This is a genomic window from Shewanella vesiculosa, from assembly GCF_009994065.1.
Classification (GTDB): domain Bacteria; phylum Pseudomonadota; class Gammaproteobacteria; order Enterobacterales; family Shewanellaceae; genus Shewanella; species Shewanella vesiculosa.
This window is the reverse complement of record NZ_JAACSD010000015.1, coordinates 60,109-84,383: the sequence shown is the minus strand read 5'-3', so window position 1 is coordinate 84,383 and position 24,275 is coordinate 60,109. Positions and strand designations below refer to the sequence as shown.

The following is a 24,275-nucleotide window of genomic DNA, read 5'->3' as shown; positions in this document are numbered from 1 at the left end:
AATTGAATAACATATGGTTAATGAGGTAACGTGATTGCCAGCAGTGTACTTTAAACGAGGTTCGTCGCAGCCAAGACAACGGCGCTCAAATCGGCCCACACCTGTTCAACATATGGCGTATTTTGAGCAAGTGTTTGCCGAGCTTCGGCTTCATCCTGAAAAAATAGCGATTGTGAGACACAATATTGCTGAGTTTCAGGCTCAGCCATACTTGAAGAAAGGTCTGCATACGGCAATCGACAGATTGTTGTTAGTGTTTGAAGATGATGACGACATTGAACGTTTGTATCGACAAGTGATGAGTGATGATATTGGTCAGAGGGTAAGGCGTTATCCGCTTATTTTTAAAGGTATTATCTCAATATCGTCAGACCTGATTTAAGTGCATTTTGCCTATGCCCATATCATGTTTGCTCCAATCGATATGGGCGTTAACTCATGCTTAAAAGTAGCCTTAGATTAACGCCCTGATCAGCACGCTGTGATCCAATGACCGCTTATTTTATTACTCCTTTTGGCTTCATTGAGCCATGATCCCAAAACCATCACTTCAACTCTGTTCCTCTCAGCTTACTCATTTTATTAGGTCAATTTATTTACCTGGAACACTTGCAGCATAGTCGATTGCATTTACCTGATGGCATATTACAGATAATCGCGATTGCTGGTGGAAAGACGGGCTTTATCGTTAAGCCAAATACCGTTGGAGTATTAAAGATGATTCATATTGTAGGGGAAATACATAAAACGATTAAGTTTTTCTGCTATTAATAACTAGAAGCTCTACTATTAATAAATAGAAGTTTATGTTCAAACGACTTGGTTTCACTCTCTTGCAAAGCTGAGCCCATGTTGTCGTGATAAACCCAGTACAAACAAGGAACCTTAAATCGGGATAATATCGGATATCAAGCCGTCCTTTGTCCTGACATTGTGATGAGTAAAACCCATATTCAAATTTGGCTCGTTTATCCCATTGCTTAACCCAATCTGAGGTTAAGCCGATATCAATGATCTTCGATTAACGCCTACCTCGATCAACATTATTTCCGATTAATAGCAGAGGGTCAGTTCAGTTACTAGTGCGATATTGTGATGTTATTTTGTGAATGCTCAATTAAGGAGTTTTATATGTTAAGGACTTTGAATCTGTTTTGCGATTCACCGGTTAAACAAAGGATTTATGACCAATTGTCTGTTAAAGGTTTTCTTAACCTTGTCGTATTTGTGTTACTCGTCTCATGGACAAACCTTGTTAACGCTCAGACAACAATACCCAAATCGGATGGTAAGGCCTTCTCCCATGACACAGTCGTCGAGATTGCACGTAAATTGTCGCAGAAACCTTTTATTGAACCTAAACAAGCCCCTGAAGCGCTGACTAAAATAGATTATTCCACCTATCGCCAAATTAATTTCCAGCAAGATGCCGCTATTTGGGGCAATGCACCCACACCTTTTTCTATACAACTATTTGCGCCTGGCTATATCTATAAACAGTTAGTCGACATTGATGTGGTCGAAAACGGTAAATCATTTCCGGTTGCCGTGTCTGAATCATCATTTAGAGTGCCAGACGAGTCAATTGGTCAGTTACTGCAACAAGTCGGTAAATATGCCGGCTTTCGTCTGCATTACCCCATTAATCGCGATGATTATAAAGATGAGTTCTTAGTGTTTCAGGGGGCCAGTTATTTTCGGGGAGTATCTAAAGGGCAAGCTTATGGTTTGTCGACCCGTGGACTAGCCATTAATGTTGCCGATCCTAAAGGCGAAGAATATCCGCTGTTTAAAAAATTCTGGATCGAACGTCCATCAAGCCACCAAAAGGCGATAGTGGTTCATGCGTTGCTTGACAGTGTTAGCGTAACCGGCGCCTATCGTTTTGCTATTTACCCTGGCGATCCAACTCGAATGGGGGTCGATGTAATGCTTTTCCCAAGGCGAGATGTGCAAAATGTGGGTCTGGCGCCGTTAACATCAATGTTTATGCATGGCGGTATAGACCGTGCTGATACAGCAGATTACCGTCCAGCGGTGCATGACTCTGAAGGCTTGCTGATGGAGAAAGGTAATCGTGAGAAAATTTGGCGACCACTGAATAATCCACGGGGATTGCAGGTGAGTTCTTTTATGGACGAAAATCCTAAGGGCTTTGGTCTGATGCAGCCACATCGACAAGTTGATTACTATCAAGATCTTGAAGCCAAATATCATCAACGTCCATCCGCCTGGGTTGAACCAACAGGTGATTGGGGCAAAGGCAGAGTAGAACTGGTTGAGATCCCATCGGATTCGGAGGCCAATGACAATATTGTTGCTTATTGGAAACCAGAAAATGGATTGAAAAAAGATCAGCCATTTGCATATTCATACCAACTCACTTGGGTAGATAATATTCCCAAAACTGAGGGCAAAGTTAAAGTCGTTCGAACGGCTGGTGGTCGTAAGTTATTTACCGATAAAAACGAGATCGTTATCGATTATAGCCATCTTAGTGCAAATGATGTTAGCAACATTAGCGTTGATGCGAGTATCAGTAGTGGCGCGATTTTAGAGGCCCGTATTGAGCCCAATCCCAATGTTGATGGTGCAAGAGTGTTTGTTACTTTTGATCCTGAAGATGCCGATGTAGCTGAATTGCGTGTACAGCTGAGGAATAACGATAAACCGCTTGGCATGACGTGGTTGTATCGATTTACGTCGGAGGACTGGCCTTTATGATACAACAAGATAATGCTTTGTCGGCGGCAATGACCGAAAAAAATCATCGTAAACGAGCCTTGCCTGACGAATCGCCATTGGTTATGAATCGTCATGAAGTTTCTGAGGCTGGTCATCGATTGAATTCCAGTCAACAGACTATGTTGTTTAGACTTCGCACGTTTGTTGCCCAATTATTTGTGTTTATGGTCACTGCGGGCTTATCTACTTACGGTATAAGGGAAATGTATTTGGTGTTAAACACCAATAACATTACCAATTTACAGATAGTCTTTTTAGTGTTGTTTAGTATTAACTTTCTTTGGGTTGCTTTTGCTTTCTCGCAGGCCTTATTGGGTTTTCTATTGCATCTCAAGCCGCGGTTAGTAAAAGAGAGCGAAATAGACCCCAGCTTTAAAACGGCTATTTTACTGCCGATTTATAATGAAGATCCGCTGCGCATTAGGGCCACAATTGAAGCCATGAGTGCAGATCTCATTGCTACAGCGCCAGGCAAGTATGCTTTCTTTATTCTCAGTGATACTAATCGAGCTAATGCTTGGATTGCTGAAGAGGCTACCTTTTTAGCTCTTATCAATAAATATCAACCAGAGTGTCCAGTGTATTATCGTCGTCGTCACCAAAACAGTGAACGTAAAGCCGGTAACATCGGTGACTGGGTGCAACGTTGGGGCGGTGATTATGAAGCCATGATAGTGCTTGATGCTGACAGCATTATGAGCGCAAAGTCGATGGTGACACTGTCACGTCGTTTGGCCGCTGCGCCAGGTGTCGGCCTTATTCAAACCTTGCCGACACTTGTTTTCGCCAATACCCTGTACAGCAGGCTACAACAGTTTGCTAATCAATGTTTTGGTCCCATCTATGCTGCGGGCTTGTCGGCTTGGCATGGTTTGTCTTCAAATTTTTGGGGACACAATGCCATCATTCGCACTAGAGCCTTTGCTGAATCCTGTCATTTGCCTATTCTGCCCGGTAAAGCACCTTTTGGCGGCCATGTATTAAGTCATGATTTTATTGAAGCGGCGCTGCTGCGCCGTGCGGGGTGGGGGGTACGTTTTGATACCGATATTGAGGCTTCATTTGAAGAAGCCCCACCTTCGTTACTTGATGTGATGATCCGCGATCGACGCTGGTGTCAGGGCAATTTACAGCATTCGGCTTTTATGTTCGCCCGAGGTTTTTCCTTGCCAACCCGTTTGCATCTTTTGTCTGGGGTCATGTCCTACCTAAGTGCCATTTTTTGGTTAGCGTTAATTATGGTGGGGCTGGCGATTGCCGTTCAGGCGGCTTTTATTCGCCCTGAGTATTTTGCTAATCCATCGCTGTTTCCAACCTGGCCAGTATTTGACTCTGAGCGCGCGTTAAGTCTGTTTGTGGTTTCAATGGCAATTGTATTGGCCCCCAAAGCCTTCGGCTGGTTTGCTGCGATGATTAATATTCCTCGGTGCTTAAGATTTGGTGGTCCCATCTTGTTAACCTTGAGTACCTTATTCGAAATGGTAATGTCTGCTCTGTATGCGCCAATTTTGATGGTGTCGCAGTTTGGCGTGGTGTTATCTATATTTCGAGGTAAAGACAGTGGCTGGATGCCCCAATCAAGAGATGACGGCGCATTGAGCTGGATACCAGTGATGCGTGCACATCTTGGTCATACTGTGTTTGGTGTTGTACTTGCTTTGACTGCAATGTTGCTAAGTAAGGAATTGTTTTACTGGTTATTACCGATCACCATAGGGTTAATGTTATCGATCCCACTTTCATGGTTGAGCGGCGGCGCGCGGCGCACGAAATGGATTAAAACCATTGGGTTACTGCGAGCGCCAGAAGAAAAGAAACCAGTTCACATTCTGGTTGAATTGAAAGCCAACCTGGCTAAAATGCCACATCTACAACACATGCATCCGTTCAGTCGACTGGTGAATAATCCACAGTTATTTACATGGCACCTTGCTCAGTTACCTGACTTAGATGAGCAAAAACCGTTGTTTTATGCTCCGAGGATCATTGCCGAGTGGAAATTGGAGCATGCTGAAAGCTTATCGCAACTGGAATCATGGTTAGAACCGGCAGAAGTCATAGCCTTACTCAGCAAAGCGGATTATCTACAAAAGCTGCAAACAATCGGCAAGTAATGTCTGTCATAGAATTAAAAAGGCCCGAATAACGCGTTATTCGGGCCTTTTAAATTCTCAAGCTTAGACTCTAGATGATGATTTCATATCGGCTATTATGACGTTGAGCCATGATGGACTTTACATCATGATTAATTGTTAACCATCACACGTGTTGCAAAATCAGTTGGCCCTGCCAAAATGGCGCGGCCAACTGCCACCAGATCTACTTGCTTGTTCGTTAAAATGGTCTCAATGTAATCAAGGGTTTCAATGCCGCCAACACCAATAACCGCAGCAGCAGTTTTACCTGTTAATGGCGCAGCATCGGCAACTAAAAAGCCTTCGCCGCGGATATCTTTAGGTCTGTTCCAACCGCCAATGCCTGACGACACATTAAGTATTTCAACGCCCACATCAACTAACCACTGGCTAACTTGGCCCATATCGCTGTGGGATAGGCCTCCTGGGTAACCATCTTGACCGGGAATACGGGTCATTATGGCTAACCTTGGCGCGGCTTGTTTTATCTGACTGACCATTTCTAGCAAGATTCTGGCGCGATTTTTAACACTGCCACCGTATTGGTCTGTACGTTGATTGGTTAGCGGCGATAACCACTGATTGATACCATAACCATGAGCACAATGGATTTCGACTAAATCAAATCCAGCTTTGTCGGCACGAATAGCGCTATTGACGAAGTCTTGCTGCCATCTTGCGATATCATCCTGTGTCATGGCGCGCGGTGTGGGTAATACGCGATCGTATGCTGGCACTACAATGCCAGAAGGACCCATAATATCGGTGCTAATAGCAGCACTGTCTTTGCCGCCGCAATGGGTAATCTGTAAGCCTGTTTTAACATCCATTTGGTGTAATAGCTTGGCAATTTGACTCAGTCCAGGTAAACAGGCGTCATCATGGGCGCCAAGCTGATTTGCTTCGCTGCGACCAGCTAGATTGACATGGCTATACTCTACCATCACTAAGCCCGCACCAGATTGGGCTAAGCCTTGATAATGGCTAAAGGTTTTCTCGGTGGCTAAACCATTATTGTCTGCCGTTTGGGATGCCATAGGCGGCACTACAACACGGTTTTTTAAGGTTAATCCATTGACTAATGTTAGGGGGGTAAAGCGTACTGCGCTCATTGCAACATCCTAAATATTTAACACAATCAATATGCCAGCAATCAACATAATACTGCCTGCGGTTCGATTGATTATGGTGACCGCATTGGGTGAGGTAAATACATGCTTTGCACTAGAGGCTAAATAAGCATAAGTCAGATTAACAGAACCAAAAGCCAGGGTTGCAGTAGCCAGTATGATAATAACATCGGTCACATCTACTTGGTTCATCGGCACAAAGGCAGGGAAGAAACTGACGTAAAATATTAAGGCTTTAGGATTGCCTAGCGCAATTGCTGTGCCGGTGATGATATTCTTAAGCTGACTGACCTTGGGCGTGGTGGCTAACTGAACACCCTTTGCTGTGTTTCGCAGCATACTGATGCCAAGCCAGCATAAATACAGCGCACTAGCGTATTTTATTAGCTCAAATGTTGGCCCCATGGCGTTAGCTATTGCCGATAACCCAAACAGTGCTAATAGGATATAAATAAAATCCCCCAGCAATACACCAAAGGTAATGGCAGTACCATGATTAAATCCATTCGAAAATGATTGCGATACCACCGCAAATACAGCCGGACCTGGCACTATGGCTAAAATGAGCATAGTGAAAAACAGCGCGATAACTTGTTGTAATAGCATTATCTCAGTTCAACTCATATTAAGGGACAGGATAACTTAGCAAAATATTTTTGCGATTATAGCGTAAAGTGATGCTGGTAATGAACAGGTTAACGCTAAAGTATCCATCTAAATTTATTGAATTTTTTATATCACTTGGGTTTATTCTATCGTTTTTGCATCTGTGTTACATTGCGAAATTAAATTAATCATTTGTTCAGTTGAGTATTGTTGTGAATATTATTTTGTTAACTCATCCTCGCGAAATGTTACGAGCCAATAATACGGGCAAGTTAGTGTCTCAGGTGTTAGGCGAGCGCGCTCGTGTGGTGGAGTGGCACCGTAAACAGCCTGATGCTGAATTATTACGTTTGATTGCAGCTGGTAAGGTGGGGTTGGTTTTCCCCAGTGATGATAAAAATATTTCACAAAAAGTATGCGAGATATCTCAAAGACTATTATATTTAGTGCTTATCGATGCAACTTGGCAAGAAGCTCGCAAGATGTTTAATCAAAGTCCATATCTCAAAGCACTACCTAAAGTGTTATTAATCAATTCGCCCAAATCGATATACCCACTGAGGCGAAACCAAATAGAAGGAGGATTATGTACGGCAGAATGTGTTATACATTTATTGACCGAGTCAGAAAACATAATCGAAGCACAGCAGTTAAGTGAGTTATTGATGACATTTATTGACACTAAGGCCGGTGTTTGAATGGGGAATAAGCGTTAGCCATTATAGATTGATAAATTTGTTGTTTAATCACAAATAATAAAAATACCTAAATTACAACATTCATCGGAGGTTGCTATGTTTAGCACTATTCGCGCTAAATTCTCATTGATATTCATTATATTTGCAGTAGCTGTAGCCATTATGGCCATTACTAATGCCACTCAGAGTCAAAATCAACTAGAGAAGATCCATGAGCTCAGTCGTCAATTTAATCCTGCTATTTCAAGCATTATCAATGGTGATCGCGATTTATATCAAGCTCATTTAAGTGAAGTTCTTTTGCTTAGTAGTGAACTAAGTGCGCAGCAAAGAGATGATCAAATCAGTAATTGGCAAGAGAATGCCGATCAAGCTAAGCAGCGAGTTGCCGAATTTAGCCGTCTGTTAACACTTTACCCAGATGTGGTAAGTGGGCTCAACGGCTTTGATACTCAATATGACAAATGGTTTACGGCCTCGTCGTCGGTAATCAGTGCAGTTAAAGCGGGAGACTATTCCACTGCAAAACAACGTTATAAGGACGTGTCTTTATCTGAGTTTTCAAGATTGCGTGATATTTATAATACGGCCGGCGAGCGTGCAGATGAGCAAGTTAAATTAATCGACCAAAATAATACTCAAACAGCAAAAAATCAGCTAACAATATTATTTACAGTGTCTGGCATTCTGATTATTTTGACCATCTTCTTGGCTTATTACGGCCCTAAAGTGGTGGTGGATAGAATTAATGATGTGAACGATCGTATCACTGATATTAGTCGAGGTGATGGTGATTTAACCCGTCGATTAATCATTAGGCAACATGATGAAATTGGCGAGCTGGCCACAACATTTAATCATTTTATTGATCATTTACAGCAAATGATTATTGCTATCGATAAACAGTCTAATGAGGTTAATACCAGTATTGGACAGCTAGCGGGCAATGCTGCGACTGCCAGCCAAATTAGCCAAGAACAGCATTATTCAGTGGATAGTATTGTCACCGCCGTCAATCAAATGAGCTCAGCGGTTCGTGAAGTGGCTAAAAATGCATTGGATACCGCATCTGAAATTAATAATGTGAATGATCAGACGGTTGAAGGTAAACGCATTCTGTCGTTGTCTATCGATAATATTCAACAACTGTCGACGTCTGTTCAAAATGCTGTTGTGGTTATTCAAGCCTTGTCGACTAATTCGTCACAAATTGCGTCGGTTCTTGATGTGATCCGCGGTATTGCAGAGCAAACTAACTTGCTGGCGTTAAATGCGGCAATTGAAGCGGCTCGCGCTGGTGAGCAAGGCCGTGGATTTGCGGTGGTTGCTGATGAGGTACGAACCTTGGCCAGCCGAACAGAACGGTCAATTCAAGATATTCAGAATATGATTGAGCAGCTGCAACGTGGTGTTAACGATGCCGTTCATACCATTGAAGCGGGGGCGAGTTTAACCGCGACTACGGTCGAGTTATCTTCACAAACACGAATTTCCCTTGATTTAATTTTGCAAGCCACAGCCAAAGTGACCGATATGTCGACACATACCGCTGCGGCCACTGAACAACAAACCCATGTAACCGAGGAGATTAATCGTAATCTAACTGAGTTATCTGATAAAACCCGTCATTGCAATGATGTGATTGCTGAAAACCAACAAATTGCGCTAAAAACAGCTTCAGTGTGTCAATCATTACGCTCAGAAGTGGCTCGATTTAAGGTTGTTTAACACGAGATTGAATTGAGAGTGTAACGTTATAAAAATGGCTTAATGTTGATTACATTAAGCCATTTTTCGTTAGATCTTTTGAATATAATGATTTATTTTACTTGCTGATACTCAAAGGTTTTATGTAAGCGTATGTCTGCAACCGATGCGCCAATCATCACTTCAAATGTGCCAGATTCTGCTAGCCAATCATTGGTGTTAACGTCCCAAAATGATAAATCACGTTGAGTTAAGGTAAAGCTAGCTGTTTTAGTTTCGCCGGCTTTTAACCACAGTTTATCAAAACCTTTTAGCTCTTTAATGGGGCGTGGGACGCTGGCTTTGACATCGTGTAAATACAGTTGAGCCACTTCTGCACCATCGACTTTACTGGTGTTAGTAATATCGACTTTGACTGTGATGGTGTCGTCGCCTGCAATACTCGCACTTGATAGGCTAATGTTTTGGTAACTAAATTTGCTATAAGACAAACCATGACCAAAAGCAAACAAAGGCTTAATTTTTTGTTGCTCAAACCAGCGATAACCAATAAACACACCTTCGGAATATAACGACTCAGATGCATTGTAATCATTTAACGCAATAGGTGCGGTATCGATGAGTTTTTTAGGCAAGGTTATCGGCATTTTACCGCTAGGATTAGTATCACCAAATAACATGTCGGCATAGGCGTTGCCAGCTTCCATGCCACCATACCAGCCCCAAACAAGCGTACTTGCGCTATCGGCCCATGGCATTTCAACCGCCGATCCGCCAATCATAAACACGATTGTGTTGGGATTTGCTTTCAGCAGTTTGGCAATAACCTCATCTTGCTGACCGGGTAAGATCATGTCTGGACGATCAATTGATTCTCGATCATCGGCATGGCTTAAGCCTGCAAAATAAAATACTGCATCAGCCTTCTTCGCCGCGGCTAAATATTCTTTTTCGCTATTGTACAAGCTGTTGGGTGTTTCCCAGCCCAAGGTGGCTTGTTGGTCGCCCTGATAGCGTAAGCTAACAGCATAGGTTTCGCCTGCTGTTAGCTTTATTGCTTTAGTGATGATGCTATCTGACTGTGCCATGGTTGAGGTTAATAAAGGTTTATCATTGATAAATAGAGCAATGTTTCCGTCTGCTTTGATATTAAAGCTATGGCTGCCGCTTTCGATTGGTTTAAGGTTGGCTTTTATCTCCACAAATTGACGTTGGCCTTTTGCATCAAACTGCGGATCGGCAATCCAAGATTCACTGGCAAGCTTGGTCATTGCTTTATCAGTATAATAGTTAATTTGCCAAGACGGGGTGCCAGTCCAATGACGAGTAGTGAGATAGTCATTAGGAATAGGCATAAACTTGCTGCTGGCAGCTCGCATTAGGGTAATATCAACCTTGTCACCTAACTTGGCTTTTAACCCCTCTAGCGGGCTAATTTCATATAAGGTTTTAACCTCGGATGAACCTCCACCAAAGCCATGACGCTTGTCGGCATTGGGGCCTAAGACTAATACTCGTTTAAGTTTGTTGGCGTTCAATGGCAGGATATTGCTGTCATTTTTGAGTAGCACTATGCCATTGGCTGCAATAGTGCGAGCATCATCACGATGTGCCTGAGTATTACGCTCGCCTGATAGGCGCTGCTTATCCATCATGCCGATACTGAGTTCTAATCGTAAAATACGACGAACTTTGTCATCTAACACCGCTACTGGGATTTTGCCTGCATTAATCATTTCCAGTAATGGCTTGGCAAAAAAGTAGTCGTCAAAATTAGCGACATCGGTGCCCATCTCAATATCAAGACCGTTCATTGCAGCATCATAAGTGTTTATGTCGACATTCCAGTCAGTTAATAACACCCCTTGAAAACCCCATTCGCCTTTTAATATCGTATTAACTAAATGTGCGCTTTGGTTGGCATTCGTGCCGCGAAACTCGTTATATGAGCCCATAATAGAATGGACATTGGCTTGTTTTACTGCCGCTTCAAATGCAGGTAAATACACTTCACGAAGTGTGCGTTCATCAGGTTTGGCATTCACGCCAGTGCGGTTGAGCTCTTGAGTATTTAACGCATAATGTTTTACGGTTGCACCGACATCATTAGCTTGAATCGCAAGCACTTCAGGTACCACTAGACTCGCAACTAAAAATGGGTCTTCTCCCATGTATTCAAAGTTACGCCCATACAATGGCAATCTTGCTAGGTTAACACCAGGACCGAGAATAAGGTCTTTATTACGATGACGCGCCTCTGCACCTAAAATATTGCCGTGCAGGCTGGCCATGTTTGGGTCCCAGCTGGCGGCTACTGCGGTTAATGGGGGTAAATAAGTGGAATAATCGTTAGTCCAGCCAGCAGGTGCCCATGAATTTCGGTCAATTTCATAACGCACGCCGTGTGGGCCGTCAGACATCCACATTTCATGTATTCCTAAGCGTTCAATGGCTGGGATGTGAAACTTGCCCGCAGCATGCACTAATGACACTTTTTCAGCCAATGTCAGCTGTGGTAATAAGCGGTTAACCTCGTCTTCGACTTGGCTGATACGATCGCCAATACGCAACTTCTCGCTATCGGATAATACTGTTAATGCATGCAGGGTTTCAGGCGTAATATTAGGGTGTTCGGCAAGCGCTGCTGGACTGATGGTGACAAAACTGCACATCAACAGGGCGCTATAAAGAGGGCTTAAGGTGGTGCTAGACGCACTGTTTTGTGGCTTATTTTTATGGCGAATAGGCATTATTATCCCAAGAGGATTAACCATAACGTGTTCCTTATGTTATTGAAAATTTATAAAAATATTAGTGGTGAGCCGACCTGAACTAGGATTTGCATCAATGTCAGTTTGTGGGTTTACTATGGTTGAATGTAATAAGTTACCGGGGTAAATCACTAGGCGATTTGGACGATATTCGATTTGATGATACAAGCTGTAATGCTCGTCGCTGGCAACAAAGTAACTGGCTGGTGTTTGGGTTTTGCTGTCGAGAAACGGCTGCGCTTTGGTAAAATAGTCTTCGATATTTTCCGCCGTTATCCGCTCCAGATCGGTGAGGTTATGCCTAAAAAAGCCTGTGTTGCCATGTGGACCATCGTTAAGATAATGCAAAATGGCAAAGTAATGCGGGTTTGTCGCATCGAAGTGAGGCAAACATTGCAGTGGAGCCAAGGTTTCTGGCTGTTTGTCGATTAATGAATAGACATATTGCTGCGGCTTTAATCGTAATGATGCTGGAATGCGATAAACGTCGTAGATCAGTTTGTACAGCGCATTGAGAACCTCGATAACATATTGCTTGGGCAATGATGTACGACATCCTGGGTAGTATGAGCCTTTATCTTGACGGAATGTGCTGTCATTGACCGCAATAGCGATCAACTGAGCGATATCTTCAGCAAAATTATCAATCACAATCACAGGTGTTTGTTGTTGGCCAATCAATTGCACCTGCGGTGCAATATGATTGACCTTGATAATGGGCTTGGTTGTTGCTGATACAGACATCAGGATTAGCCCTGCATCGCCGTTGATTTACAATAATGCTGCACAAAATCATGGTGTACAGGCAAGGTATCAACTTTGCGTTTTACGGTGGCTTTAATGCTGTTTAAAAAGCTCTGTAATTCAGCATCGTCCATCATGTCGACAATTGGATGGTACTCTTTAGGTTGTAGACCTTGGCCCATCATAACTTGGATCCATGAGCTTTCACCAAACAGTTCACTGCCGTATTTGTAGACTTTGCCTGATTGGCTAAACATGTCGATACGATGTTGTAATGACGTTGGGATCGGCATGTTTTTGCAATAACGCCAAAAGCGGCTGTCTTCACGGTCAGTGACTTTGTAATGCAAAATAATAAAGTCGCGAATGTTGTCTAATTCAATCTTGGTTTGTTGATTAAATTCATCAATGTCGGCTTGAATTATCCCTTGAGATGGAAACAGTTGCAGTAAGCGGACAATGCTTCGTTGGATCATATGAATGCTGGTTGACTCTAACGGCTCTAAAAATCCCGCTGATAAGCCAATGGCGATACAGTTTTTATTCCAATGTTGACGACGCGTACCGGTTTTGAACTTAATGACTCTAGGCTTATTGATTGGTTGGCCTTCAATATTGTTGAGTAACAGTTCGGTGGCATCGGCATCAGAGAGGTACTTGCTGCAAAATACTAAGCCATTACCAGTACGAGTTTGCAACGGAATGCGCCATTGCCAGCCAGATTCACGGGCAATTGAACGTGTGTAAGGTATGGGGTTTTGCACTGCTTCGGTTTGTACGGCAATAGCACTGTCGCACGGTAACCAATGACTCCAGTCTTCAAAACCAGAGTTTAAGGTTTGCTCAATGAGTAAGGCTTTAAAACCAGTACAGTCGATAAATAAATCACCTTCGATGAACTCACCATTTTCAAGTTGTAATGCGCGAATATTGCCCGTGTCTTCATGTTGCAAAACATCGGCTATCTTGCCTTCAATGCGCCTCATTCCATGTTGCTCAGCAAATTTTCGCAGAAACTTGGCGTAAAGACTGGAGTCCATGTGGTAAGCATGGTTGTAATCTTGATTTGGCAGCACAGCAAAACGGCCTTGGCGAGCGGCTAAATGTTCGGTGCAGTAATCACCAATTTCGCTGACCATGTTTTTTTGTTGGCCTTTAAGCCAAAAGTGCTGAAAACCACAGGCCCAGCAGTCTTTGCCTAAAAAGCCAAATGAATGCAAGTAGTCTTTATTAACATCATGCCAGTTTTCAAATTGGATGCCGAGTTTAAAGGTGGCATTGGTAGCAGCCATCACATCTTGCTCTTTTAATCCCAGTAAACGATGAAAGATATGCAGGGTAGGGATGGTAGCTTCACCGACACCAATAGTGCCGATTTCATCTGATTCGACTAAGACAATATCAAGATTTTTGCCCAATAGTTTGCTGAAGGCGGCAGCGGCCATCCAGCCAGCGGTACCACCACCGGCAATCACTACTTTTTTGATTGTTTTATTCATCTTGAGCGTCCTGTTTGATGTCTTGCTGTTCGCAGCATTATCGTTTTAATTTGTTGATTAAATCTGCGCGTAACTTACGGGCGTTGAGTTCATCTAATGGCTTGGTTAACATGCCTTTAGCTTGGTCTGGTATATGGCTGTCATCAATATCGTCGTGGTTAAAAATGTAATGTTCAAAAAGTGCTTTCCACGCTTGGCGTTGTGCTTTAGGTAATGATCGAAGGCTTAGCATGCTGTGAAGCAGGGCATTGTTGGGTCTGCCTAAATAGCCTGGTGTGTCACGCCACCAATGGGTAATGAGTACGTTAAAGTCGTCAACTCCGCGCACGTGATGCCACCACATGCTGGGAATAAACAACACATCACCCGGATTCAGTTGTGCGGTCAATGATGCCGCAAGTGCCTGCTTAAACTTAGGAAAACGCTCGAAGTCCGGTTCTGCAAAATCTACCATGCTGATGTCTTGTCCACCTGGAGCGAATTCCATTGGGCCGACATATAAATTGCTGATTTGCTCAGGCGGAAATAAGGTGAAAGTGCGTTTCCCCACAGCGTTACACGCGAGGTTGAGCGGAAAGTCAAAATGCGCTGCTACCTTGGTTTGGTTACCAAGCCAAATACTCGTCAATGGTTGCGTTGGCGATAAATCTAAACTGTTTTGTTCACCCAGCCCCGGCAGACATTGGTGTATGTCTGTTGAGCCCATGTAGATCCCCGCAGGTGCTTGGCTGGCATTTTCTTGTTTTAAGCGGCTTAATAATTGGTTGAAATCCAGGCGACCTGCTTGGTAATTAAAACCATTAACCTCTTGATTGTAAAATACCCGTCCATGTTGCTCGTGGGGGAGATAATATGCGGTCACCGCCGAGCCTTGATAAAATTGACACAGATAATCCATTGCCTTATCTGCTGACTCAAGACCCGCTTGGACTAAAGGCCAGTGATGGCATAGGCCTTTAAATACCATGGGCTTATCTGCATGCTCAATATGAGCGAGCACTTGCTCTAAGGTCCAACCGCTTACGCTGTCGACAGCTTGTGTCGAGTGAGCTTGTATCGGCTCAGATAGGTTTGGATTTGTATTGTGGCTCACCATTATCGATTAACCTTGAGCATTTTTAAGGTTAAGTAGCTCGCGAACTTTGCTTTGCGATGCCAGAGCCATATAAATGGCTTGTAAATAACCTTGCTGATGCAAAGTGCCTAACACTTCTGCAGATAACGCGGCTAGGGTGTTTTCATTAATGGTATAAAAACCAATCATTTGATGTTTTTGGCCATTGTCTAGTTCGAGGTCTAAGGTAAACGATTCCAGTAACTCATGCTCAATTAATACATCGATAAAACGATTACTGTCACTGAGCCCATGATGAATCGCTTCAAGCATTTCACCGACTTCATCTAATAAAGGCGTGTTACCACCATAAGGAAAAAACAGCGCTTCACCGTCATTATGGCTTACTCTTGGGTGGTCTAAATCGATGTGAATAACCCGTTGCTGACGCTCAATGCCATCTTCTTGAACGGTTTGTTGTCCTATCAAAAACGGCTGGCGACGCACACTTAGAGGAATATAAGATGCATTCCAACCAGCGTCAGATAAAAACAGATTCTCATTTTGCTTAAAACCAAATAATGCCACCGCATAAAACTGGCCAGTGGTAGCATCTTTATGAAAGAAAATAGGGTAATGAGCTTGAATGCTACGAAATTCTTGCGGAAAGGTTAAGCCGAACCAAAGGTTATCGCCTAACGCACTAGAACGGGTAGTGATAACCTTAAGGTCTTTATGATCGATGCTATTTAGTAATACATGTTGGCTCATTTTGATGTCCTATCTTGTTCGTTCAAATACGTTATGTAGTTATGATTATTGTAGGTGATCTTAGTTAGTCGTTTGATATTAGCTGTCTGCCATCCGAGCAACCCATCTGAGTTAATCTAGATTACAGCTTAGCAAATCCATACTGCACGACTTTGGCTAGCAAATCGCGATTGCTCAGTAAGCTTTTACTTAATACTTGAGTGCGCTGCTGATTATCATTAAACAGTTGCTGTGCCTGTTGTTGCATTGATGGTTTTACATGGCTGGGTAATTGAGTATTAAAACCCATGCCATAGAGCACATATTGAAAACTGGCAGCCGGAAATAAGGCTTCTTTATAGCTAATATCGTGTTGGTTTGGCACTTGATAGCGCCATAATTCAAGTTGCGCTTGCAGACTATCGGGTATTGATTGCTTATCGCGATGATCGCGCCAATAGCGGTCAACTTCACGTTGACTTATTACATAGTGCAGCTTTAAAAAGTCGATAATTTGTTGCCAGTGCAGTTGATAGCGCTGATTAACCCTTGCCGCAATCGTATCCATCACTTGGCGATTGGAGGGGAGTTGTTGGGCTAGGGTAGCTGCTGTCCATTCAATTAACGCTAATGCTGAGGCTTCTAGCGGTTCGATAAATCCTGCAGCCATGCCAATGGCAATACAGTTATTTTGCCAGCATTTGGCTCTATAGCCTGGATTGAACGATAATTTTCGTGGCGTTAGTTTGTCGGCCGTGGCGCTATCAAGCCCTAAATAAGTTAATAGGCTTTGCTCGGCGTCAGCGTCATTAGTATGGCTTGATGAATACACATACCCCACGCCCTTGCGTGTCGGCAAGCCTATGTCCCAAATCCAGCCATTTTGCTTAGCCGTTGAATGAGTACAAGATGCGATAGGGCTGTCTGCTTGCTCATAGGGTACCTGTACAGCAAGGGCGCTATCATTAAATAACACTGACTTTTGAGATAAAAATGGTACTTGTAAATGCTCACCTAATAACAGTGATTTAGTGCCAGTACAGTCGATAAATAATTGTCCGTGGATTTCACCATGTGCTGCAGTGATCACTTTGGCTATATCACCATTATCATGATTAATAATATGACTGACATGATCACGAATATGAGTAACGCCAAGCTTTTGGGTGCAATGTTCGCTTAACATCTGGCTAAATTTGCCAGCATTAAGGTGGTAGCCGTAATTATTTTGAAAATGATATTGCGCTGATGCAATGGTTTTGGGCGCTAATCCAAGTTGAGTCAACACTGCTTGACTACTGACCGCCTCAGCAAAGCTGACTTGATCTGCATGGGGCAACCAAAATGGGCATAAGTCGAGTTCTTGGTTACCGTGAGGTAGGCTAAAAGGGTGTAAATAGCTGTTTGACTGAGTCGGCGTTTTGCTGTCGGCATCTTTGCTTGGGTCATTGCGCCAATCAATAAATCTTGAACCTTGCTTAAAGCTTGCGTCACAGCAGCGAATAAACTGGTTTTCATCAATGCCGATTTTGCTCAAAGTTGAACGCATCGAAGGCCAAGTGCCTTCTCCTACGCCAATGGTGGCAACATCTGGTGATTCAATAAGGGTAATGTTGAGCTTAGGAGAGTGGGCCAGGACACCTTTGTCGACATTATGCTCTGCAGCCAGTAATCCAGCGGTTATCCAACCGGCTGTACCGCCACCAACAATGACTATTTGGGTGATTGGTTTATGCATTATCTCTACCTACGCCTTTGGCACTATTGTTATTATTAAGTTGTTATCAATATTTTTATTGCAGATTTTATTATGTTGAAGTCTCATCATAAGTAGAATTTAGAAAAATGTAACCACTTAATACGTATTGGTTATTCATCTTCTCTTAGCAATGTTTTTAGCTCTTATAAGCAGCATAAAAATAGTAACGTCCTTGTTACTCAATATGTTGCAATAAAAAGAGGTGACAAATTACGTGCACCTCAACGACCTAAAAGGGAAACTTATATGGATAACACCTAACACTGAGCGTGTTAGGCACCATAATATAAGGTTAAATCATTGAGCTAAGTGGTGCTTAGCTCAATATTGCTAACGTTATTCACTTAGAAGGTGTAACGAGCACCTAAGCTATAACGTGCGCCGGTTTCAGTCAGGTTTAACACTTGCTCTTCAGCACGGCCGTGAACACGGACGTACTCTTCTGTAATGTTAAGTCCTTCGAAAAACACGGTTAAGCCTTCAACTGATTCGATATCATAACTAACAGACAAATCGATTTGTGAGTAGGCTTCAGTATACTTAGGGTTTGCCCCAGTATCTTGACCACGTGAGTTTAAGAACTCATCACGCCAGTTATAAGCAACACGAGCTTGGAAACCATAGTTTTCATAAACTAAGACTGCGTTAGCGGTATCACTAATGCCGATAAGTGCTGATTGGTCTGCTAATGAGTAGTTGTTGTAGGCTTCATCACTATTAACCAAGGTATAGTTGGCTATGACACCAAAACCCGTTTCACCGAAGAAATGTTGCGCAGCAAATTCCCAACCATCGATCACCGACTTACGTGGGCTGTTTGATGGGGTATCGATATTGAAGGTCAATAGATCATCATTATTTGCAGCACTACCGGCGATAGTTTGATTAGCAACATCTACCGCAGCATTGTCAGCATAGTTTGCGAAAATATAATCACGAACAGCCCCAGCTTCGGTTGTACCCGTTGCTGCCACAGCAGCTTTATATAAATCACCTGATGCTGGGTTATAAATACCGTTAGTCGTTTTAACAATACCATTGCTAATGAAGTTTGCAGTATCCTTGCGGAAATAACCTACAGACACATAGCTTGACGGTGCGTAGTACCACTCTGCCGAGAAGTCGATATTTTCCGATTCTAATGGCAATAGTGTCGGGTTACCTGCAGATCCACCACCATTAGTTCGGTTTGCGAGAGTTGCTAATACCGTACCGCCTTGGATATCTGTGTAGTTAGGGCGCCCAATGGTTTCGCTATAAGCTGCACGTAAGATCACATCTTCAACCACTTCAATGTTGAAGTTGAAACTAGGAAGTAAGTAGTCGTAATCACCCGTTTTAGTTTCAAATACTTGTTCACCGGTGGCAGCAAGTGCTATTTCAGTTTCTGCAATCCAAACTGCGCCATCATAGCCCGCTACAGCAGCTGTTGATGTCACGTCAGTTTTTTCATAACGCAAACCAAAGTGAACATCATATGGCATGCCGGCAATTTCGTTGTCGTAGTTGTACTGGACGTAAACAGCTTGTGACTCTTCTTCTGTATAACGGTCTGTTTGAGCCGCATAATTAGTAGAAGGACAGAAACCATTACCACAATCACCACTAACAGAAGAGGTGTAATTAGCTGCTGAGAAGTCACGAACAGCAGCAAAGTCCCACATGAAGATGGTATTTAAAATGTCAAAGTTGCCATCAGCGAGTGAGAAGTCACCACCATTGGCATCAAATTTGTCAGTAATCGTATCGGCTGGGAACCATGATTCGTCGAAATCACCAGCAGAACCTACACCACCCCAATCGTTACGTTGTACGTCAACTTGCTGAGAGTGATTGTTGACATTAGTAAGCTCAACACCAAAGTCGATACTACCTGCGTCTTCAAACAAGTACTCGCCATCAAACTGATATTGATCAATTTCAGATTTGTTGCGTGCATTAGAGAAGTTGGAACCAGTAAGTAACATGTCTGCAGGAGTTACAGCATTACCACCACCAACCGCAAGCACTGGTAAATCACCGCTAAAGTCAGTAGCCGCGCTGGTACGTATAAATGCAGCGGTACTTAAATTGTTGCTAGAACCATAAATGTTATTGGGTTTAAATTCGGCCGTTGAGTTATGTGCATCGAAAGTCAGTTTTAAATTATCTGTCGCTTGCCATTCAATGTTAAAGCCTAATGAGCCACTCTCGTTACGAACGCCAAAATCGCCAGCTGCCATCGATAAGTCTACAGGTGAGCCGTAAGTTTCAGAATAAATGAGCGGTGATGCGACTGGGCCGTCACTCCACACGTTTTCAGATGGTACAAAGTTAAACCAAGCTGATACATCATGAGATTGAGTGTCGATATCGTTACGCATGTAGGTATAGTCTAGGCTGGTGACTATGCTATCTACTGGGCTGTACTGTAAAACTAACTGGCCATTGGTACGAGTACGTTGTTGCTCTTCAAAACGATAAACGGTTGTCTGCGGCACTGAGTAAATATCATCATCACCAGGACGGTTTACTTGAGTGTCGTCTTTAGCGACACCGCCCCATTGACTATTGTTGTCATCTGTACCAGCAAAACTACGCCAGCCTGTACCAACTTGCGCTTGTTGGTTACCGCTTTCGCGTTCTTGATAACTGGCCGATAGCGAAATACCAAATTTGTCGTCAGCAAAAGTATTTGAATATAAACCGGACAATTCTGGTGTCATTGAGCCTTTATCTGTTGATTTATCATCAACAGCTTTTACCCCAAATGTGGCTTTCAATCCAGGAGAGCTAAATGGTTTGTGAGTCAAAATATTGATAGTAGAACCGATACCACCAGTGGAGTTTGACGCTGAGCTCGTTTTATATACTTCAACACCGCTAATACTTTCAGATGCGATATTGGCAAAATCAAATGAGCGCGAGCCAGTCGTTACTGGCATTTGACGACCATTGAGGGTGATCAAGTTGTAGTCTGGGCCAAAACCACGCACGGACACTTTACTGCCTTCACCGTTAGAACGGTCAATTGATACACCAGTAATACGTTGTAATGATTCTGCTAGGTTGGTATCTGGAAACTTACCAATGTCTTCAGCAGAAATAGAGTCTACGACACCACTTGATGAACGTTTAACGTCCATTGATTTAATTAAACTGCCACGAATACCTGTAACTTGTAGTACTTCAATATTCTCATCACCAGCTTCATCAGCTGCGTAGGCAGGTAACATACTGCTTACACCAAGCACTAGCGATAAACTGGTCGCTAGCTTGGTTTTTGTAAATTTTGTTGTTTTCATCTAGGAAATCCCCATTGACTAGATTTTGCTTCTCTCAATATTGCGGGTTAGGCGCAAATCGTTTTTTTAATTCTCCATCAACGCTGTAGTCATTATTTATAATGGTTATGTTATAAAACAGCTAATGTAAGCGCTTACATAAAACTAGTGTAAATTGTGACCGCCGTCAACAAAAACAAGTTTTAAATATTACATTTCATTAACCACAATAAGAAGCTATTCAAGGTTTGTTTTATTAGTTATTGTTTAGTAAGATTTTTATTTTTTATGAACATTTCAAATAAAAATGTAAGCGCTTTCTTTTGTTGGTTGAATTGTTACCGCTTAGGTTGGGTTTTATCCGTTATTGAGAACAAGTAAGGTTATTCTAGACTAACTTTCTAGCGCGTTAATATTTTGTTGCATGTTGCGACAGTGAATTGATGTGGTTGTTGCTTATGGTGTTAGGGCTTATTTCAGTGTTATCGATAATCAAAGTATGAGTCATTAAGATGCATGTGAATGACCCACAGGACTTGAGACAACATATTATCTAAAGGTTAACTGATTATCATTGCGCGGTTGATAGCTTGCATAGGTTGATTGAAATCTCACTGTTGCGGTATTTTATGGCCATGCTTGTTCTCTCATTACTCATAAGGTGCGTTTATGCGTAGTTAAGTTGTTAGTCTATAGCGCATATTGCATTATTTGTTTGCGAGCAGATTGTTGATGGCAAGTCACAGTGAGATGGTCAGTATCAGTACTTTTTAATCGCTACGAGATACTATCACCTCTGCATAAGGTAGCGTTGACTCACTCGTGACCGATTACTGACTTGGGGAGCCACTTATGGGAAGAGGGACTTACCATCTGGCTTTTTTGGATGTCTTTTATCGACATTGCAGCAGGATAGGTTAACCGCTAAATGGTTCGGTTGACTCTTACTGATTGATTGCTCTAGCTGATTCACGCACAAATAGCTCTGGTGTAAACGAGCTTTCAACTAAGACGGCTTTGTCGTTATACACTTGCTGTAATACCCAGAGGGCTGCCATTTTACCCATTTCGTGAATAGGGTTGTTAACGGTCGATAATTTCGGTGAGATGTACTGTGGAAATGGAATATTATCGTAACCAATAAATGAAATATCATCGGGTACGCGGATTCCGTGTTCTAAACACACCGCAATTGCCCCAGAGGCCATTTGATCATTCGCACATACGACTGCTGTAATGGTTTTATTCATCGACAGTAAATGCTCCATCGCTTCACAGCCGCCAGCTTCTTTAAAGTCACTTTCAATGCAAAGGGTGTCATCAAAATCGATATTGTATTGTTGCAATGCTCGCTTATGTCCTTTTAGACGATCTCGTACGTCGAGCTTAAACAGTGGCCCTGAAATGTAAGCGATGTCTTTATGACCAAGTGATAATATGTGCTCGGTAGCCATGAAACCACCTTGTTCATTTTCAAGATAAACACAGCGTTCTTTGATGGCGTCGATATAGCGGTTAATAAATACCACTGGTGTTGGGCCTTTACTCAATTCAATCAAGTAATCGTCTGATACCGCCTCAATGTCCAAAATAAGAGCATCACAACCGCGACTCATCAAAAACTCAACCCCTTCTTTTTCTTGCTTCTCGTCGCTATGACCAGCAGCAATAATCACGTGCTTGTTAGCTGTTCGAAGGGCAGTTTCGATTTCTGTCATCATGGGACCATAAAAAGGACCGTCAAGCTGAGACACTAAAACCCCAACACTGTTGGAGCAATTTGAGGCTAATGATTGGGCAATAGTATTAGGGCGATAGCCTAAAGAGGCCATCGCATCGAGAACCTTTTGTTTGGTTTTATCGCTGACTTTGGTGTTGTTATTCATCACTCTAGACACGGTTGCTAGAGACACACCAGCCATTACGGATACATCGTAAATTGTTGCCATATAATTAGTTTTTAAAAGCCGTCTTGGAGCACATGGCTCCAAGACTATCATGCTTTTATTTTACTTCTCTATTTAATTCTAAGTGTATTTGGTCCACTTTTTCATTGTCCAAGGTGTACCAACGCATAACAAAGGCCACTACCAATGAACCGATAGCAGGGTATACAGTGAATGAAAGTAATATTCCTTGTTGAGTCTGTTCAGTTTGGATGATATCTGGCTGATAACCATAACCAGCTAGTAACCAACCAGCTGCCGCACCACCAATAGCAACCCCAAGTTTGATAAAGAATATGACCGATGAGTAAATCATTCCGGTAATGCGTACACCGTTTTTATGTTGACCATAGTCGACCACATCAGCCATTTTTGCCCAAAGCAGTGGTGTAGCCATATTGAAAGTAAAACCCCATATGATAAACATCCCAAAGGCCAGTATCACTTGATCGCTTGGCACAAAGTAGCTTACGACACACATGGCCGCCGCCAGCAGTTGCAAGGTAATATAGGCTTTTACTTTACAAAAACGTTTTGCTAAAGGTTGAGCTAAAATACAACCGAATATATTACCAACCATGCCAAGAGTGATGAAAAGGGTAATAGAATCAGGCATGTTTAAGAAATATTTTACATAGTAAATCGCTAAGCTGGTACGCAATACCATGCCTGATAATAGACACACTGCTGCAATGGCCAATACTCGCCACTGATCATTTTTTAACATGTCGGTGAAGTCTTTTTTAAAGCTTGTTTGTTGGTCTATAGGTGGATGTAGACGCTCTTTGGTGCCCCAAAAGCAGGCTAAAAACATCGCAACACCCAAAATGCTCATCGCAGCAATCGTCAGTTGATAGCCTTTAGCCTGATCGCCTTTACCTAAAAACTCCACCAAAGGTAAGGTTAGGCCTGACACCAATAATCCGCCCAGCATCGCAAACACAAAACGGTATGATTGCACTGACACGCGTTCTTTAGGATCCGCCGTTAATACCCCGCCTAATGCACAATAAGGAATATTAATCGCGGTATACACCATCATCAATGCGGTATAGGTGACGAAGGCATAAATCATTTTACCGTCTTCAGACAAATCTGGCGTAGTAAAGGCTAATACGCTGATAAAGCCAAAGGGAAGGGCAAACCATAATAGATAAGGTCTAAACTTACCCCAACGAGTGTTGGTTCTGTCTGCTAGCGCGCCCATTAGTGGGTCGGTTATCGCATCAATTAAGCGAACAGCTAAAAACATTGTGCCCACAAATGCAGGCGAAATACCGAAAATGTCGGTATAGAAAAAAGTTAGAAATAGCATCACGGTTTGAAACACAATATTACTGGCGGTGTCCCCAAGTCCGTAAGCTATTTTTTCTCTAGTGCTAATCATACATGCCTCAATTATTGTTGTTATTGCTTAAAATGATGCAACTATTTGAATAGAATAAAGCCGTTTATATAACGGCTTTAT

General features: G+C 42.7%; 16 protein-coding genes. 5 read left to right on the top strand and 11 right to left on the bottom strand.

From position 1 onward, the window contains the following. Positions 1-34 precede the first annotated feature (34 nt). From GW828_RS15845 to mdoH, 3 genes are all read left to right on the top strand, one after another. The gene (locus GW828_RS15845; protein ID WP_124016249.1) at positions 35-382 is read left to right on the top strand and encodes a hypothetical protein; all 348 of its coding nucleotides are present in this window, start codon (positions 35-37) and stop codon (positions 380-382) included. 749 nt (positions 383-1,131) lie between these two features. Continuing rightward, the gene (locus tag GW828_RS15840) at positions 1,132-2,724 is read left to right on the top strand and encodes a glucan biosynthesis protein G (RefSeq protein WP_273058797.1); all 1,593 of its coding nucleotides are present in this window, start codon (positions 1,132-1,134) and stop codon (positions 2,722-2,724) included. Next, the gene (gene mdoH, locus GW828_RS15835; protein WP_273058795.1) at positions 2,721-4,859 is read left to right on the top strand and encodes a glucans biosynthesis glucosyltransferase MdoH; all 2,139 of its coding nucleotides are present in this window, start codon (positions 2,721-2,723) and stop codon (positions 4,857-4,859) included. The genes GW828_RS15840 and mdoH overlap by 4 nt, the downstream gene beginning before the upstream one ends. Before the next feature lie 131 nt (positions 4,860-4,990). On the opposite strand, the gene GW828_RS15830 is transcribed toward mdoH, so the two are convergent. Both GW828_RS15830 and GW828_RS15825 read right to left on the bottom strand, forming a co-directional pair. Beyond that, positions 4,991-5,992 (bottom strand): NADH:flavin oxidoreductase, encoded by a 1,002-nt coding sequence (locus GW828_RS15830; RefSeq protein WP_273058793.1) that lies wholly within the window; start codon positions 5,990-5,992, stop codon positions 4,991-4,993. A gap of 9 nt (positions 5,993-6,001) precedes the next feature. Continuing rightward, positions 6,002-6,616, bottom strand: a complete 615-nt coding sequence (locus GW828_RS15825) for a LysE family translocator (RefSeq protein WP_273058791.1) — start codon at positions 6,614-6,616, stop codon at positions 6,002-6,004. 212 nt (positions 6,617-6,828) lie between these two features. On the opposite strand from GW828_RS15825, the gene GW828_RS15820 reads away from it, so the two are divergent. Continuing rightward, entirely contained in the window at positions 6,829-7,314 is a 486-nt protein-coding gene (locus GW828_RS15820) for a DTW domain-containing protein (protein WP_124016245.1), read from the top strand. Positions 7,315-7,410: 96 nt separating this feature from the next. Next, a complete protein-coding gene (locus GW828_RS15815) occupies positions 7,411-9,042 on the top strand; it encodes a methyl-accepting chemotaxis protein (protein ID WP_273058789.1) in 1,632 nt (543 codons plus the stop codon). Between the two features lie 92 nt (positions 9,043-9,134). On the opposite strand, the gene GW828_RS15810 is transcribed toward GW828_RS15815, so the two are convergent. The 9 genes from GW828_RS15810 to GW828_RS15770 all read right to left on the bottom strand — a co-directional run bounded on the left by GW828_RS15810 (position 9,135) and on the right by GW828_RS15770 (position 24,194). Further along, positions 9,135-11,795: a beta-glucosidase gene (locus GW828_RS15810; protein ID WP_273058787.1), complete on the bottom strand. Its 2,661-nt coding sequence runs from the start codon at positions 11,793-11,795 to the stop codon at positions 9,135-9,137. 15 nt (positions 11,796-11,810) lie between these two features. Further along, positions 11,811-12,536 carry a DUF6445 family protein gene (locus GW828_RS15805; RefSeq protein ID WP_124016243.1) on the bottom strand — a complete coding sequence of 242 codons (726 nt, stop codon included), beginning with the start codon at positions 12,534-12,536 and terminating at the stop codon, positions 11,811-11,813. Positions 12,537-12,541: 5 nt separating this feature from the next. Next, positions 12,542-14,035 (bottom strand): tryptophan halogenase family protein, encoded by a 1,494-nt coding sequence (locus GW828_RS15800; RefSeq protein WP_273058784.1) that lies wholly within the window; start codon positions 14,033-14,035, stop codon positions 12,542-12,544. Positions 14,036-14,072: 37 nt separating this feature from the next. Then, positions 14,073-15,131 carry a cupin-like domain-containing protein gene (locus tag GW828_RS15795; RefSeq protein ID WP_182698873.1) on the bottom strand — a complete coding sequence of 353 codons (1,059 nt, stop codon included), beginning with the start codon at positions 15,129-15,131 and terminating at the stop codon, positions 14,073-14,075. Positions 15,132-15,137: 6 nt separating this feature from the next. Then, on the bottom strand, positions 15,138-15,860 hold the full coding sequence (locus GW828_RS15790; RefSeq protein WP_124016240.1) for a SapC family protein: 723 nt from the start codon (positions 15,858-15,860) through the stop codon (positions 15,138-15,140). Positions 15,861-15,981: 121 nt separating this feature from the next. Further along, positions 15,982-17,577, bottom strand: coding sequence for a tryptophan halogenase family protein (locus GW828_RS15785; protein ID WP_273058779.1), 1,596 nt, complete (start codon positions 17,575-17,577; stop codon positions 15,982-15,984). A gap of 365 nt (positions 17,578-17,942) precedes the next feature. Next, positions 17,943-20,882, bottom strand: a complete 2,940-nt coding sequence (locus tag GW828_RS15780; protein ID WP_124016238.1) for a TonB-dependent receptor — start codon at positions 20,880-20,882, stop codon at positions 17,943-17,945. Between the two features lie 923 nt (positions 20,883-21,805). Then, entirely contained in the window at positions 21,806-22,810 is a 1,005-nt protein-coding gene (locus GW828_RS15775; protein ID WP_124016237.1) for a LacI family DNA-binding transcriptional regulator, read from the bottom strand. A 55-nt stretch (positions 22,811-22,865) separates the two neighbouring features. Beyond that, positions 22,866-24,194: a glycoside-pentoside-hexuronide (GPH):cation symporter gene (locus tag GW828_RS15770; RefSeq protein ID WP_182698871.1), complete on the bottom strand. Its 1,329-nt coding sequence runs from the start codon at positions 24,192-24,194 to the stop codon at positions 22,866-22,868. Between the last annotated feature and the right edge of the window lie 81 nt (positions 24,195-24,275).